The following is a 16,148-nucleotide window of genomic DNA, read 5'->3' on the forward strand; positions in this document are numbered from 1 at the left end:
GAGGGAACGTGAATATCCTCCTTCCTTTATTGTCTTTGCTTCTACTGCAGCATTTCACTGAATATTATTTGAATAATTAATATTCCAACAACAATACATATCTCTTTGAAATATAAATATTTTGCATAACATTTTTTGCCTAATAAACAGATTATTTTGAGGGTTTAGTAACGTTCGGCATTACTAATAAAAGGTATTTTGAAATGGCAATCCCGGTTTGTTGTTGGGTGAAAAGTGATGGAAGTGCGGACATCAAAAGCGCTATTGCTTTGCAAATCGCGAGGGGAGCAAGGAGCGGTTATGTACTATAGCGATGAAGTGATCCGTTATTTACAGGCGAATAACATCCTTGCGTTAAAACTCGACCACGCATTAACGGGTGTAGGAAAATCCGTATCAAATCAGATTGAAACGATCGGCGCAGGTGCTACGCGCGCGCTGTATTATACGTCTTGCTTTACTGATGAATATCAGGATGTTTGTCAGAAACAAAAGTCCGAGGACATCCGATTTGCTAAGGGTGTTTATCATATAATATTTGATGGAGATGTTGTATATGAAATGCTCAAAATCTATTTTGAAGAAGTATTCCGGCACAAAACCTCCGACCAGCTAGAGCACATCAAACAATTGCTAATGACTGTAAATATTCATATCGCCGCAAGTTCACTTACAAACGCGGGATTTGCTTTAGCAACAGCATCATTTGTTGCCGCGGGCATGAGTTTAAGTCTTGAACTCAGTGTACTGACAGGACGAAGTGCAGGCGGGTTTGTTGGGATTATTGGCGTATATGGCGTTGTGCAGAAAGCGGCAGATAGCGCAAGTCGTCTTCACATTACCTACCCAGACTACTACTCGGCGTTATATGCACAAGAATTGGAAATGATGTACTTCCTGATAGAACCATTGTTTGAACGAGCTGGGGCGTTTAAAGCACAATGGGGATCGGATGGTGAAATTGCAGATATCATCAGAAGGCTGATTTGATGAACATGATGATTCTTATTAAACGGATTTTCATGCGGATATTCAGGTCATTGATATCGATGTACGGCCCTGCCTTATTGACACTTGCATTTGCTGTTGTCTTTTTTCAATTTTTCCCTGATGGACCGATATGGCCTGTCCCCATATTCTGCATTTTCGTGATCGTTGTCTTTTATCGATATGTCAAATGGTAGCCGTCAAAGGCTATCTTATTTATAAGGAAATATTATGTCTACCCCCGCACACTTATGGCTTGAAGATGAAAATGGTTCACCTATTGTTGGCAGTTGCCTTATGCCACTTCGCCTGGGGTCTATCGAGTTAAAATCCTTCTCTCACGGTGTCACTATCCCGGTAGATACAAGCTGGGGAAAACTGACAGGAACGCGTGTCCATCGCCCTATCACGATAGTGAAGGAGTTTGATCAAACAACACCACTTTTGTACCGTGCTGTCTGTGAAGGCCGCACTATGAAAAAAGCTACAATTAAAATGTACCGTATTCTGGAATCAGGCATTGAGGCGAGTATTTCAATATCATTCTGGAAAACATCAAATTCACAACGGTTGCACCATACCTATCTCCAAACAGTATGAGTAGTACTCATCTTGAAACACTCGAATTGCGTTATGAAGCGATTACCTGGAAGTATACGGAGGGTAATATTATCTATCGTGATTCATGGAACGATCGTTGTTGCGCATGATGACGAAGGAGGCAAAGGATGCTTTATCTTCTTTGCCTCTAATGAATAGTGAAAATCCTCACTTTAACCGCAGACCAACGATAAGAAGCAAAGTTAGGCTTATGCTTAAAAACGTTATATAGTGTTAGTTACCTGCAAACTCAAAACCTATAAGGAGGCCAATTATGCTGTATCGTGAAATTTTCAATGTTTCACATACACTTGGTGATCGCACCAGCTCAAGCGTTATCGGTATCGTGCTGCGATAACTTCTGCTTGAGCGAAGACACCAACCCCTGAAATCCCTTCTCTCGGGCTTACTGAGTTATCGTCAGCGATGTTTGACGAGGCATAAACATGCCTGTAACTCTTGGGTAAGCAACAATGAGCACTTTACTCACTGCACAATCTTTACGCGTTGATACGGCGTTTGGCACGCTCTTCGACTCACTCTCCTTTACGCTGAAAAAAGGCGACCGCATCGGCCTGCTGGGCGACAACGGCTGCGGCAAAAGTACGCTTTTAAAGGTGCTGGACGGAACAGATATCCCTGCCGCCGGAACAGTAGCGCTTGCCGGGCACTGCCTGATGGCGCGCGTGGAGCAACATCTTCCGGACGCCATTTTCCCGCTGACCATGCTGGATGCCGTACTCGCGCAGCTGCCTTTAGCTGAGCACGACAGCCTGCGCTGGAAAGCCGAAACGCTGCTGGCGAGCATGGGCTTCACGCCACAGGATATGACGCTGCAATCCGCCACGCTGAGCGGCGGACAGCACACGCGACTGCTGCTGGCGCGAGCGCTGATTCACGAGCCGGACCTACTGCTGCTGGATGAACCCAGCAACCACCTCGATTTGCCGACCATGCTCTGGCTGGAACATTTCTTACAGAACTGGTCAGGCAGCTTCGTACTGGTCTCGCACGACAGACAGCTGCTTGATGCCGTGACCAACGGCAGCTGGATCCTGCGCGATAAAACGCTGCACTACTTCGCCCTTCCCTGCACGGCGGCCCGAAAGGCGCTTGAAGCAAAAGATGAAAGCGACGCGCAGCGCCATAAGGCGGAGCAAAAGGAGATTGACCGGGTGACCGCCAGCGCGAAGCGGCTGGCGACCTGGGGCAAGGTTTATGACAACGAAGACCTGGCCCGCAAAGCCAAACAGATGGAAAAACAGGTCGAACGGCTGAAGGAGAGCCAGACGGCGCTCACGGCAGGCAGCCCGTGGACGTTAACCCTGCGCGGTGACGCGCTGCGGGCAGACAGGCTGCTGGAGATGGAAAACCTCGGCGTGCCCCCTGCACCCGGGCTACTGCCGCTGTTTAGCATTGAAACGGCGCGGCTGAAAAGCGGTGATCGCGTGGCGATTGTCGGTCGTAACGGCTGCGGTAAATCGTCGCTGATGAAGCTCATCTGGCGTCATTTGAGCAATTCTCAGGCAGAGGCGGAGCTAAAACTCCATCCGCGCGTGTCGGCAGGCTATTACGATCAGACGCTCAACCAGTTGCCTGATGATGCCACGCTGTTTGACGCGCTGGAGCCGTTTGCACCCGATCCGCACCACAGGAAGATGGCGCTCATCAGCGCCGGGTTCCCGTGGGCGCGTCATGGGCAAAAAGTCAGTACGCTCAGCGGCGGCGAGCGCTCTCGCCTGCTGTTCGTCGGGCTGACGCTTGCCCGCTATAGCCTGCTGATGCTGGATGAACCGACCAACCATCTGGACATGGAAGGCAAAGAGGCGCTGGCGGAAACGCTGCAACAGTTCGAAGGCGGCGTGCTGTTGGTCAGCCACGATCGCCAGTTAATTAGCCAAAGCTGTAACCGTTTCTGGTTGATTGAAGAGGGAATGCTGAGCGAGTGGCACGATGCTGAAGCGGTGTTTGAGCGGCTGCGTGAAAGCGCTGGGTTGGTGACATCCACCGCGTCCGTCATCGCCGCTGCAACGGCTCAACCCTCGCCGTACGACGATCTGCTTGAACGGCTGATCGTACTGGAAACGCTGCTGGAAGAAGACCTGTCGCGTAAGCCGAAGCATCAAAAGCCGCAGCTGCAGGCACAATGGCGTAAAGAGATTGAGGAGATAGAAGCACAGCTGTAACGCTGCGCCCGGCGAGGTTCTCGCTGGGCCAGTTATTTCCCCTTAAATTATTAGAGGAACGCCGTATTCTTAATCTGAAAACGAATTAAATGATGACATTATGTTGCTGCAGCCTTGCATTACCAGGCTAATGAATTAATCCTTAAGAGGTATTACCCTGCTGCGCAGATTCTTATCATGAACAAGGAGAAACACATGAAGGCTGCTGTTGTCACTCAGGATCACCAGGTCAACGTCACCGAAAAAACCTTACGCCCGCTGAAGCACGGGGAAGCCCTGCTGAAGATGGAGTGCTGTGGCGTATGCCATACCGATCTTCACGTGAAGAACGGTGATTTCGGCGATAAAACCGGGGTGATTTTGGGACATGAAGGGATTGGGATTGTAAAAGAAATCGGCCCTGGCGTGACGTCGCTGAAAGTCGGCGATCGCGCGAGCGTGGCGTGGTTTTTTGAAGGCTGTGGCCACTGCGAATACTGTAACACCGGCAATGAAACCCTGTGCCGCGATGTGAAAAATGCCGGTTACTCCGTCGATGGTGGCATGGCCGAAGAGTGCATCGTCACCGCGGATTACGCGGTCAAAGTCCCGGACGGTCTGGATTCGGCTGCGGCAAGCAGCATTACCTGTGCAGGCGTAACCACCTACAAAGCGGTGAAAGTCTCCGGTATTAAACCGGGCCAGTGGATCGCAATTTACGGCCTGGGCGGGTTAGGCAACCTTGCTCTGCAGTATGCCAAAAACGTCTTTAACGCCAAAGTCATCGCCCTCGACGTTAATGACGAACAGCTCAAGCTGGCGGCCAGCATGGGGGCGGATTTAACCATTAACTCCCGCAGCGAAGATGCCGCGAAAATTGTGCAGGAGAAAACCGGCGGCGCGCATGCTGCGGTGGTCACTGCCGTCGCCAAAGCGGCCTTCAACTCAGCGGTTGACGCGGTTCGTGCCGGTGGCCGCGTGGTCGCAGTTGGCCTGCCGCCGGAAGCGATGAGCCTCGACATCCCGCGTCTGGTGCTGGATGGCATTCAGGTGGTGGGTTCACTGGTCGGCACCCGTCAGGATCTGCAGGAAGCCTTCCAGTTCGCCGCTGAGGGCAAAGTGGTGCCGAAAGTCACAATGCGTCCGCTGGAGGATATCAACGCCATCTTTAAAGAGATGGAACAGGGTCAGATTCGTGGCCGTATGGTGATTGACCTGCGTTCATAATCTCCTGCCCTCATCACCGCTCCCTCCGGGAGCGGTTTTCATACTACCGCGCGCGCCTTAAGCTGCGTCTGTCTTGCCCGCAGGTACCCGTAAATAAGCAGCGCACTCATGGCCGAGAAAGAGAGAACCGCCGCTGGCAGCGTGACGTAACGCCAGCTAAAGCCCAGGGTAATCATCATCCCGCCGAAGTACGCGCCAATCGCACTGCCGAGATTAAACGCCATTTGTCCCCCTGCTGCCCCCAGCATCTCACCGCCCTTCGCATTTTGCAGAAGCAGGATTTGCAGCGGCGCAGAGAGCGCAAACAGCCCGGCGCAGCAGATAAAGCCCATCATCAGTGAGGCCGTTTTTTGTTCACCAAAGGCGAAAAGCAGCAGCAGTGAGGCGACAATCACCATGTCGGTGGTGGCCGCAATGCGCAGCGGGCTAAACCGGCTGGAGAGCTTACCGCTCAGCAAATTGCCCAACACCATGCCCAGCCCCATCAGCATCATGATGGCCGTCATCACCCCTTCCGAAAAACCGGAGACGTTGACCATAAACGGCTTGACGAAGCTAAACCACGCAAACACGCCCGCGTTGCCAAACATGGTGGCAGCAAAAATCAGCCAGGGTTCCGGTTTCTTGAGGAAATGGAACTGCTCAGTCAATTTGATTTCTGATTTGTCGTGGATATCCGGCACCCAGAGGAGAACCGAGAGGATCACCAGCGCGTCGAAGACGGCAATAAGGAAAAAGGTATAACGCCAGTTAAATGCATGCCCCAGCCATGTCCCCAGCGGAACGCCCATCAGATTGGCGACGGTCATGCCAGCAATCATTCCAGAGACCGCAACCGTCACCTTCCCCGGTGGCGCAATTTTCGAAAGGATTATCGCCCCGACGCCAAAAATGGCCCCGTGTGGAAAGCCGGAAATCAGCCGCCCCACCGCCAGCCAGAAATAGGACGTCGAAAACGTAAACAGAGCATTGCCGACCGCGCACATGGCCACCAGAAACAGCAGCGTGGTTTTTAACGAAAACTTTCCCGAAAACAGCGCCACAATCGGGGCGCCGACCACCACGCCGAAAGCATAAAAAGAGATCATATTCCCGGCGGAGGGAATCGAAATACCGGTGTCGTGCGCCAGTTCGGTTAGCACACCCATAATGCCAAACTCAGCCATGCCCAGGCCAAACGTGCCAAGCGCCAGCGAAAAAATTGTCTTTTTCATACCGCAACCACAGGTTAATACTCGCGACGGGCATTATTGAACAATCTTGTATGGTGAGCCAGTTCAAATCAGCCAGCTGACACATTAATCCATTAATTCAGGTGGATTACACTTCATAGTGCGGTCTCGCTTTTTCCCGCGCCGGACAACCTGAGGATGACAATTATGGGAAGTAAAAAGAAAGCCCCTGTCGCTGTTGAAGTCGTAAAGAGTGCTCCGCTAAAGACTAAAGAATATGAAAAAGAGCTGCGCCGCCTGCACGTTGAACTTGTCAAGCTCCAGCAGTGGGTCGTCGCCAAAGGATTAAAAGTGTGCATCGTTTTTGAGGGCCGCGACGGTGCCGGGAAAGGCGGCACCATAAAAGCAATTACCGAGCGCGTCAGCCCGCGTGTTTTTCGCGTCGTCGCGCTCCCCGCGCCTACCGATAAAGAGAAAAGCCAGCTCTATTTCCAGCGTTACGTACCGCATCTGCCCTCAGCAGGTGAAATCGTCATCTTCGACCGCAGCTGGTATAACCGCGCGGGCATCGAGCGCGTGATGGGCTTCTGCACCGAAGAACAGGTGGAGAAATTTCTGGACGGCACGCCGGTTATGGAAAAAGCGATGGTCGATGCCGGGATTATTCTGCTGAAATACTGGCTAGAGGTGACGCCGAAAGAGCAGGAACGCCGCCTGCGCGATCGCATCAACGATGGTCGCAAAATCTGGAAGCTGTCCCCGATGGACATCAAATCCTTCAATTTGTGGGATGAATACACGCTCGCCCGCGATGCCATGTTTGAAGCCACCGATACCGCCTGGGCACCGTGGTTTGTCGCGCGTTCAGAAGATAAAAAGCGCGTGCGCCTGAATATTATTTCGCATTTGCTTTCACAGATCCCCTATAAAGAAATTCACGTCGACAAGGTGGATTTACCGAAACGAAAAATTGGTAAGGTGAAGCCTACTAAATACCCTTTCAGGTATGTTGAGGAGCGGTTCTGATATAGCAGGAGTAGGCCCGCGCAAGCGCAGCGCCGCCGGGCAAAGCCGACGGCGCAGGTCTTACTTGATCCCTTCCGTACTTTCCTGTTTCGCTTCCAGCCGCTCGACATCACGGTACCAGCGCGGGTGGTGTTTCTGCGCCCAGCGGCGGCTCACCTTCCCTTCAATCATGCCTTTAATCGAGCCTTTAACCCAGAACGCCATATACATATGGATCAGGATTGCGTGGATCAGAATAATGGCCGACGTGGCGTGGATCAGCAGCGCGTAGCGAATCACCTGAATCGGGAAATAGTGCGCAAAATACGGACGCCAGATAATCACCCCGGTCACCAGCAGCACAAAAATCATGCTCATGATGGTCCAGAACATCATCTTCTGCCCGGCGTTATACTTGCCTACCTTCGCGACTTTATGCTCGTTGCCCTTCAGAACTTCGACAATCCCTTTCAGCCACGGAATGTCCTGTTTGTCCGGGATGTTGTGATGGACAAAGCGCACGAACATAAACATCAGCACCACGAAAATCAGCACGCCGAAGAACGGATGCAGAATGCGCCCCATCTGCGGCGTACCGAAGGTTTCGGTCAGCCACTGCAGCGTCGGGAAGAAGAACGAAATCCCCGACACCGCCACCAGGAAGAAGCAGATCACCACCGTCCAGTGACAGGCGCGGTCGATAAACTTCGTGCGCACGATCATTTTCGACTTACTCATGGTGTTCCTCCTCATCGTCATCCACCTCTTTGTTTGGCCCGATACCGATGTAGTGATAAATCAGCCCGGCAAAGGTAGCGATAAAGCCCGCCGCTGAGAGCGGTTTGAGCGCCCCTTTCCACAGGTTGATCGACGTGTCGATCGCCGGTTCCTTCGGCAGATTGTGGTACAGCTCCGGTTGGTCGTTGTGATGCAGAACGTACATCACGTGCGTACCGCCCACGCCCTGCGGGTTGTAAATGCCCGCCTTGTCGTAGCCGCGCGCTTTCAGCTTGTCCACACGCTCTTGCGCCACGTCGAGCATCTCTTTCTTGGTGCCGAAGTGGATCGCGCCGGTGGGACAGGTCTTCACGCAGGCAGGCTCCTGCCCGACGCTGACGCGGTCCACGCACAGGGTGCATTTATATACCCGGTTATCCTCTTTATTGAGGCGTGGGATATTAAACGGACAGCCCGCGATGCAGTAGCCGCAGCCGATGCAGTTATCCTGCTGGAAGTCGACGATCCCGTTAGCGTACTGAATAATCGCCCCGGCAGACGGGCACGCCTTCAGGCAGCCCGGATCTTCACAATGCATGCAGCCGTCTTTGCGGATCAGCCACTCCAGCTTGCCGTTCTGGTCGGTTTCGCTAAAGCGCATCACCGTCCAGGATTTGGCGCTCAGATCCGCCGGATTGTCGTAGACCCCAACGCAGTGCCCCACCTCGTCGCGGATATCGTTCCACTCCGAACAGGCCACCTGGCAAGCTTTACAGCCTACGCAGGAGGAGACGTCGATCAGCTTGGCGACTTCTGCCTTGTAGTCCCGCGCGCGGGGCGCGGGGGTTATCGGGTTGGTCGCGGAGCGTTTAATAATGTCTTGTGTTTCCATCGCCATTTAATCGCTCCTTACGCTTTCTCGATGTTGACCAGAAACGCCTTGTACTCCGGCGTTTGCGAGTTCGAATCGCCGACGTTTGGCGTCAGGGTGTTGGCGATGTAACCTTTCTGCGCCACCCCCTCAAAGCCCCAGTGCAGCGGGATGCCGACGGTTTCAACCTGCTGGCCGTGCACGTTCAGACTTTGCAAACGACGGGTCACCACCGCCACCGCGCGAATAAAGCCGCGCTTGCTGCTCACCTTAACGCGGTCGCCGTTGGTAATGCCTTTCGCCTTCGCCAGCGTTTCGCTTATCTCCACAAACTGTTCCGGCTGCGCGATGGCGTTAAGCCGCGCGTGCTTGGTCCAGGTATGGAAATGCTCGGTCAGGCGGTAGGTCGTCCCCACGTACGGGAATTTGTCCTTTTTGCCCAGACGCAGCACGTCCTCTTCGTAGATGCGCACCACCGGGCTGGAGACCACGTTCGGGTGCAGCGGGTTAGTGCCGAGCGGCGTTTCCATCGGCTCGTAGTGTTCCGGGAACGGCCCTTCCGCCAGCTTGTTGAGGGCAAACAGGCGCCCCAGCCCTTCCGGCTGCATGATGAACGGCCCGGTGTTGCTGCCCGGTGCGGCGGTGTTATAGTCCGGGATGTCGTTCCCCGTCCACTTCGCCCCGTTCCACTGGATCAGCATGCGCTTCGGATCCCACGGCTTGCCGTTGATATCCGCCGAGGCGCGGTTGTACAGCACGCGACGGTTAAGCGGCCACGCCCAGGCCCAGCCCAGCGTGTTGCCCAGACCTGACGGGTCAGCGTTATCGCGGTTCGCCATCTGGTTACCCTGCTCCGTCCAACTGCCGGTGTAGATCCAGCAGGATGATGCCGTGGTACCGTCGTCACGCAGCAGCGCAAAGCTGTTCAGCAGCTGGCCTTTCTTCGCCACCAGGTTGCCGCTGGCGTCATAGAGATCCGCCAGCGCCACGCCGTTGTTCTCTTTGGCGACTTCCTCAGACTCCGGACGATCCGGCTGCTTGTAGTGCCAGCTCATCTTCAGCAGCGGTTCAGCGCCTTTGCCGCCTTCGGTGCGGTACATTTCGCGCAGGCGATGGTAAATCCCGGCCAGGATCTCACCGTCGTTACGCGCTTCGCCCGGTGCGTCCTGCCCTTTCCAGTGCCACTGCAGCCAGCGGCCGGAGTTGGCAATAGAGCCGTCCTCTTCCGCAAAGCAGGTGGACGGCAGGCGGAAGACCTCGGTCTGGATCGCTGCCGGATCGACATCGTTGGATTCCCCGTGGTTCTGCCAGAAGGTGGAGGTCTCGGTCACCAGCGGATCGATAACCACCATGTACTTCAGCTTGCTCAGGCTGCGCACGACTTTGTTCTTGTCCGGGAATGACGCCACCGGGTTAAAGCCCTGGCAGATATAGCCGGTAACGTCGCCCTTATCCATCATGTTGAAATACTTGATGACGTCGTAAGCCTGGTCCCACTTCGGCAGCCACTCAAAGCCCCAGTCGTTCTCCTTCTGCGCCGCGTCGCCGTAGAAGGATTTCATCAGGCTGACGTAGAACTTCGGATAGTTGCTCCAGTAGTTCACCTGGTCCGGCAGCGTTGCTTTTGGCGTATTCGCTTCAAGGTACGCTTGCAGACTGGCCTGCTTTTCCGACGGCAGCGTCAGGTAGCCCGGCAGGCTGGTGGAGAGCAGACCGAGATCGGTTAAGCCCTGAATGTTGGAGTGGCCGCGCAGGGCGTTCACGCCGCCACCGGCCATCCCCATGTTGCCGAGCAGCAGCTGGATCATCGCCATAGTACGGATGTTCTGCGCGCCCACGGTGTGCTGCGTCCAGCCCAGCGCATACAAGAAGGTGGTGGTTCTGTCTGCGGCGCTGGTGGAGGCCAGCACTTCGCACACCTTCAGGAAATCGGCTTTTGGCGTGCCGCAGATGTTTTCCACCACGTCCGGGGTGTAGCGGGAAACGTGCTGCTTCAGCAGGTTCCACACGCAGCGCGGATGCGTCAGCGTTTCATCCCGCATCGCATAGCCGTTTTCATCGAACTGATAGTTCCAGGACGTTTTGTCATACTGACGTTTTTCAGCGTCATAGCCGCTGAACAGCCCGTCATCGAAGGCAAAATCATCCCGCACCAGCAGGTTCGCGTTGGTGTAATGCTTAACGTATTCCGCGTTAATTTTGTTGTTTTCGATCAGGTACAGCAGAACGCCGGAGAGGAACGTAATGTCCGTACCGGAGCGGATTGGCGCATAGATATCGGCCACCGATGCCGTACGCGTAAAGCGCGGATCGACGACGATAAGCGTCGCATCGTTGTTGTTTTTCGCTTCCATCGCCCAGCGGAATCCCACCGGATGGGCTTCTGCAGCGTTACCGCCCATTACCACCACGACGTTAGCGTTTTTGATATCAACCCAGTGGTTGGTCATCGCACCGCGACCAAATGTTGGAGCAAGACTTGCTACCGTTGGTCCGTGTCAGACGCGCGCCTGGTTGTCTACCGCCAGCATGCCGAGAGAGCGCACAAATTTTTGCGTCAGCATGCCGGTTTCATTGCTTGCCGCAGAGGCGCACAACATGCCGGTGGATAACCAGCGGTTAACCGTTACGCCCTGCGCGTTCTTTTCAATAAAGTTGGCGTCGCGGTCGGCTTTCATTAATTTGGCAATGCGGGAGAAGGCCTCATCCCAGGAGATGCGCTGCCATTTATCCGAACCCGGCGCGCGGTATTCCGGGTAGCGGAGGCGGTTTTCACTGTGGACATAATCCAGCAGGCCCGCCCCTTTCGGGCATAATGCCCCGCGACTCACCGGATGATCCGGATCCCCTTCAATATGGTAAATCGCTTCTCTGGCGTTCTTCGCGCCATCGCCCAGGCTATACATCAAAAGCCCACAACCTACGGAACAGTATGTGCAGGTGTTACGGATCTCTTTCGCGCGCAGCAGCTTATAGTTGCGTGCCTGAGCCAGCGCCATTTTGGGAGCAAATCCCAGCATTGCGGCTGTTGTTCCGGCCATACCGCCCGCGCAGATTTTGAAAAATTGTCTGCGGCTGACGTCCATTGTTGTCCTCGTTATCTGATAAGACTTCGCGCCGCAAACTAACAGCAAAGCCCCTGTTTTTTTTGCGTCAAATCAAGGTCTCCCGACTTCGCCCCCTTAATAGTCAGCGCTACCGTGTTTGAATAATCCTTTAGGGTTAAACCCTTGAGAGAATTATTCGCGACAGGGTCTGGATTAATGCTATACATTTTTTCCTTTGAATTTATTAGCGATGAAGACGAAATGGACAGAAAGAGAGCAACGCTAACGGGACTGGCGGCGATACTGTTATGGAGCACAATGGTGGGCCTGATTCGTAGCGTAAGCGAAGGGCTGGGGCCCGTCGGGGGCGCGGCGATGATATACACCCTCAGCGGATTATTGTGCCTGGTGACGGTAGGATTTCCTGATATTAAACGTTTTTCACCCGGGTATCTTATTGCAGGCAGCGTGCTGTTTGTCAGTTACGAAATTTGTCTGGCGCTGTCATTGGGCTATGCCACATCAAGGCCGCAGGTTATTGAGGTAGGAATGGTAAATTATCTCTGGCCGAGCCTGACGATACTCTTTGCCATTTTGTTCAATGGACAAAAATCAACGCTGTGGGTGATTCCTGGTTTAGCGATCTCATTGCTCGGCGTGTGTTGGGTATTAGGGGGTGAGCAAGGGCTACATATTGATGAAATAACCCGCAATATCGTCTCTAACCCGCTCAGCTATGCGCTTGCCTTTGCGGGAGCATTTATCTGGGCCGCCTACTGCACCGTAACCGCCAAATTTGCCAAAGGGCAAAACGGTATTACCCTCTTTGTTTTGCTCACTGCGCTGAGCCTGTGGGTGAAATATGCCGTCAGCGATCAGCCTGAAATGGTATTCAGCTTTCCGGTTATCGTGAAACTCATTATGTGCGGCATTGCGCTTGGGTTTGGCTATGCGGCATGGAATATTGGCATTCTGCACGGTAACGTCACCGTACTGGCTGCCGTATCCTATTTTACTCCCGTGCTCTCTGCTGCGCTTGCTGCCGCGCTGCTGAGCGCCCCCCTCTCTTTTTCGTTCTGGCAAGGCGCAGTGATGGTCTGCGCAGGCTCGTTGCTCTGTTGGTACGCCACGCGAAAATAAGATTCAGAAGCTTGCCGGGTTCGATTAAACCCGGCAGAAAAATTAACATAAATTTAATATGTGATCACATCGTAATATATTTATCAGAACATTAGTGCGTTTGTTGATGTTCTGTTTATATTACTTCCCTTCGTCAGTTTCCAGACATTAAATTGACATAACCTGACACCGCTGCGTAACTACTTCCCTGCGAATATTACCGCCGTCAATAACACGAAACGCAATAATACCCACCATAGTAGCCGCCAGAAAAATAATCTTTTTTTGATTAAATAATCATCACATCATTTTATTCAGCCGCCATTAATCCGATCTCGATCACACTAAATGAAATTATTACTCATATTTTGAAACTTATTATTGAAAGACAACTACAAGATTTTTAAAAATAGCGTGCCATTGACGAGCAGCCTCGTTTAGAAATCGTTCAAAATGGTTCAGGAAATACTGAAAAAAATTATAAGGAATATTTAAGATGAAACTTAAATTAGTTGCAGTGGCAGTCACTTCCATGTTGGCAGCGGGCGTTGTAAACGCCGCTGAGATTTATAACAAAGACGGTAACAAGCTGGATCTGTACGGTAAAGTGACAGGTCTGCACTATTTCTCTGATGACGCTGGCGCAGACGGTGATAAAACCTACATGCGTATCGGCTTCAAGGGTGAAACTCAGGTTAACGATCAGCTCTCCGGTTACGGCCAGTGGGAATACCAGATTCAGGGTAACAAAGACGAAGGCGACAACCAGTCCTGGACGCGTGTGGCCTTCGCAGGTCTGAAGTTCGCTGAAGCCGGTTCATTCGATTACGGTCGTAACTACGGCGTGATTTACGACGTGACTTCCTGGACCGACGTTCTGCCAGAATTCGGCGGTGACACCTACGGTGCCGACAACTTCCTGCAGTCTCGTGCAAACGGCGTGGCAACTTACCGTAACCAGGACTTCTTCGGTCTGGTTGACGGCCTGAACTTTGCCCTGCAGTACCAGGGTAAAAACGGCAGCGTCAGCGGTGAAAACACCAACGGCCGCAGCCTGCTGAACCAGAACGGCGACGGCTACGGCGCGTCCCTGACTTACGATCTGGGTGAAGGCTTCAGCGTCGGGGGTGCAATGTCTTCCTCCAAACGTACCGCTGACCAGAATGCGGCTGGCGTATACGGTGAAGGCGACCGCGCAGAAGTGTACAGCGGTGGCGTGAAGTACGACGCGAACAATATCTACCTTGCCGCGCAGTACTCTCAGACCTACAACGCGACCCGCTTCGGTACCTCTAACGGCAACCGCAGCGACATTTACGGTTTCGCCAACAAGGCACAAAACTTCGAAGTTGTGGCTCAGTACCAGTTCGACTTTGGTCTGCGTCCATCCATCGCCTACCTGCAGTCCAAAGGTAAAGACATCGAGAACTTCGGCGACCAGGATCTGGTTAAATACATCGATGTTGGCACCACCTACTATTTTAACAAAAACATGTCCACCTACGTGGATTATAAAATCAACCTGCTGGACGACAACCAGTTCACTCGCCAGGCGGGTATCGGTACCGACAACATCGTTGCGCTGGGTCTGACCTACCAGTTCTAAATTTTGTCTGTGAAAAAGCCAGCTGAGTAAGCTGGCTTTTTTTGTTTCTGCAAAATGTGTTACTGCGAGTTTACCTTTGCCAGGCTAAACCAAATCCCGACGGCCAGAAGCAGCAGCATTCCTCCTGCGCTCCCCAGCGCCACGCTGTGGGAGGTGATAAACGCCGCTTTCGCCGCCTCAATCACCGACTCCGCCAGCGCTGGCGTCAGCTCCTGCGCCACCTTCATCGCCTCACCAATGGATGACGACGCGCTGTCGGCGAGCGACGCGTTCAGCCCCGCCGGGAGTGCTATCGACGCCGAGAAGCTGCGGGTGAGCAGCAGACCAAAAATCGCGATCCCCAGCCCAGCGCCCAGTTCATAGGACATGGTTTCAATCGCCCCGGCGGCAGCCGCTTTCTCTTTCGATGCCGCGGCCATTATTGCCGAGGTTGAAGCCAGCAGCGCGCTGGCGGCGCTGAAGCCGAGCAGCACCATCAGGCACCATGCCTGCCACTGTTGCGTACTGAAATCCAGCATTGACAGGCCGATGAAGCTGACCGCACTGAGCCCCATCCCGCCGGCTGCGACAATGCGCAGCCCCAGGCGGCCCACCAGCACACCGGCAATCGGCCCGCTGAATCCGCTTGCCACCATCACCGGGAGCATAAATATTCCGGCTTCGAACGGGGTAAAGCCGTGGACAAACTGCAGCTCCTGCGCCATCAGCAGCTCAAATCCCACCAGGGCGATCATCGCCGTCATCGCCATCACCACGCCGCTTAAAATGATGCGGTGGCAGAACAGGCGCATGTCGATCATCGGCACGCGGGCGCGCAGCTGGATGCGCACAAAAATAAACAGCATCACAGCCCCCGTGAGCAAGGTGCATGCCACCAGCCACGGCGACAGCGCGCCCTTCAACGCGGTTTTGGCGCTATAAACCAGCAGCAGAATGGCCACAATCAGCATGATCGCATGGCTGATATTTAACGGCTGCTCAGGACGCCCTTCCTGCTGCGGAACAAAGCGCGCGGCAAGGGTAACGACGATAAGCACAATGGGCACGTTGATCAAAAATACCGAGCCCCAGTAGAAGTGCTCCAGCAGCATACCGCCAATCAGCGGGCCAAACGCCGCCCCGCCGGAACCGACCGCCGCCCAGACACCAAGCGCGATGTTGCGATCTTTCGCGTCGAGAAACAGGGTGCGGATCCCTGCCAGGGTGGCGGGAATGATCATCGCGGCACCAATCGCCAGCGAGGCGCGCGCAGCAATCAGCCATCCTGCAGAAGGTGCAAACGCAGCCGCCAGCGATGACAGACCAAACAGCGTACTGCCGATCATCAGCAAGCGTTTAAAGCCAATGCGGTCACCCAACGCGCCCATCGGCAGCACCATCCCCGCCATCACCAGCGAGTAAATATCGATGATCCACAACAATTCGTTACCGCTGGCGCCCAGCGTCATGCTCAACGTTGGCGCCGCCACGTGCAGCACCGTCGCGTCAATCGCCACCGGGATGTATACCAGCACGATAATTACTAACGCTAACCACTGACGAAACATAAATTTCCTTATCATTATCATTCATGGACACATGTCCAGGATGCGATCCTACGGAATGTTGAACGTATGTCCAGCTTTTTGTTAC

General features: G+C 53.8%; 12 protein-coding genes and 1 pseudogene. 8 read left to right on the forward strand and 5 right to left on the reverse strand.

Annotation, left to right across the window (positions count from 1 at the left end; genetic code table 11):
• Positions 1-300 precede the first annotated feature (300 nt).
• From MX657_RS11980 to adhP, 5 genes and pseudogenes are all read left to right on the forward strand, one after another.
• The gene (locus MX657_RS11980) at positions 301-990 is read left to right on the forward strand and encodes a hypothetical protein (RefSeq protein ID WP_119915692.1); all 690 of its coding nucleotides are present in this window, start codon (positions 301-303) and stop codon (positions 988-990) included.
• 5 nt (positions 991-995) lie between these two features.
• Positions 996-1,184 carry a hypothetical protein gene (locus MX657_RS11985; RefSeq protein ID WP_080329708.1) on the forward strand — a complete coding sequence of 63 codons (189 nt, stop codon included), beginning with the start codon at positions 996-998 and terminating at the stop codon, positions 1,182-1,184.
• Between the two features lie 34 nt (positions 1,185-1,218).
• Positions 1,219-1,697: pseudogene (locus MX657_RS11990) on the forward strand (Hcp family type VI secretion system effector).
• Positions 1,698-2,060: 363 nt separating this feature from the next.
• Entirely contained in the window at positions 2,061-3,773 is a 1,713-nt protein-coding gene (locus tag MX657_RS11995; protein ID WP_346805869.1) for an ABC-F family ATP-binding cassette domain-containing protein, read from the forward strand.
• A 195-nt stretch (positions 3,774-3,968) separates the two neighbouring features.
• On the forward strand, positions 3,969-4,979 hold the full coding sequence (gene adhP, locus MX657_RS12000) for an alcohol dehydrogenase AdhP (protein ID WP_119915695.1): 1,011 nt from the start codon (positions 3,969-3,971) through the stop codon (positions 4,977-4,979).
• A gap of 38 nt (positions 4,980-5,017) precedes the next feature.
• On the opposite strand, the gene araJ is transcribed toward adhP, so the two are convergent.
• On the reverse strand, positions 5,018-6,193 hold the full coding sequence (gene araJ / locus MX657_RS12005; RefSeq protein WP_346805870.1) for an MFS transporter AraJ: 1,176 nt from the start codon (positions 6,191-6,193) through the stop codon (positions 5,018-5,020).
• A gap of 165 nt (positions 6,194-6,358) precedes the next feature.
• Between araJ and ppk2 the strand changes: the two genes are divergently transcribed.
• Positions 6,359-7,177 carry a polyphosphate kinase 2 gene (ppk2, locus tag MX657_RS12010; protein ID WP_346805871.1) on the forward strand — a complete coding sequence of 273 codons (819 nt, stop codon included), beginning with the start codon at positions 6,359-6,361 and terminating at the stop codon, positions 7,175-7,177.
• Between the two features lie 60 nt (positions 7,178-7,237).
• On the opposite strand, the gene fdnI is transcribed toward ppk2, so the two are convergent.
• The 3 genes from fdnI to fdnG are packed head-to-tail and all read right to left on the reverse strand — an operon-like array spanning position 7,238 to position 11,830.
• Complete coding sequence (fdnI, locus tag MX657_RS12015; RefSeq protein WP_080329188.1) at positions 7,238-7,894, reverse strand: formate dehydrogenase-N subunit gamma; 657 nt, start codon at positions 7,892-7,894, stop codon at positions 7,238-7,240.
• Positions 7,887-8,771: a formate dehydrogenase subunit beta gene (gene fdxH, locus MX657_RS12020; protein WP_080329189.1), complete on the reverse strand. Its 885-nt coding sequence runs from the start codon at positions 8,769-8,771 to the stop codon at positions 7,887-7,889. The genes fdnI and fdxH overlap by 8 nt, the downstream gene beginning before the upstream one ends.
• Positions 8,772-8,782: 11 nt before the next feature.
• Entirely contained in the window at positions 8,783-11,830 is a 3,048-nt protein-coding gene (gene fdnG / locus MX657_RS12025) for a formate dehydrogenase-N subunit alpha (RefSeq protein WP_346805872.1), read from the reverse strand.
• A 222-nt stretch (positions 11,831-12,052) separates the two neighbouring features.
• Here fdnG and yddG point away from each other — a divergent pair, with 222 nt between their 5' ends.
• Both yddG and MX657_RS12035 read left to right on the forward strand, forming a co-directional pair.
• A complete protein-coding gene (gene yddG / locus MX657_RS12030) occupies positions 12,053-12,931 on the forward strand; it encodes an aromatic amino acid DMT transporter YddG (protein ID WP_346805873.1) in 879 nt (292 codons plus the stop codon).
• A gap of 475 nt (positions 12,932-13,406) precedes the next feature.
• The gene (locus MX657_RS12035; protein ID WP_061098128.1) at positions 13,407-14,516 is read left to right on the forward strand and encodes a porin OmpC; all 1,110 of its coding nucleotides are present in this window, start codon (positions 13,407-13,409) and stop codon (positions 14,514-14,516) included.
• A gap of 59 nt (positions 14,517-14,575) precedes the next feature.
• Here the strand turns inward: MX657_RS12035 and MX657_RS12040 are convergent, their stop codons facing one another.
• Positions 14,576-16,063 (reverse strand): MFS transporter, encoded by a 1,488-nt coding sequence (locus MX657_RS12040; protein WP_346805874.1) that lies wholly within the window; start codon positions 16,061-16,063, stop codon positions 14,576-14,578.
• Positions 16,064-16,148: the final 85 nt, after the last annotated feature.

Source organism: Enterobacter chuandaensis (assembly GCF_039718975.1).
GTDB classification, from domain to species: domain Bacteria; phylum Pseudomonadota; class Gammaproteobacteria; order Enterobacterales; family Enterobacteriaceae; genus Enterobacter; species Enterobacter chuandaensis.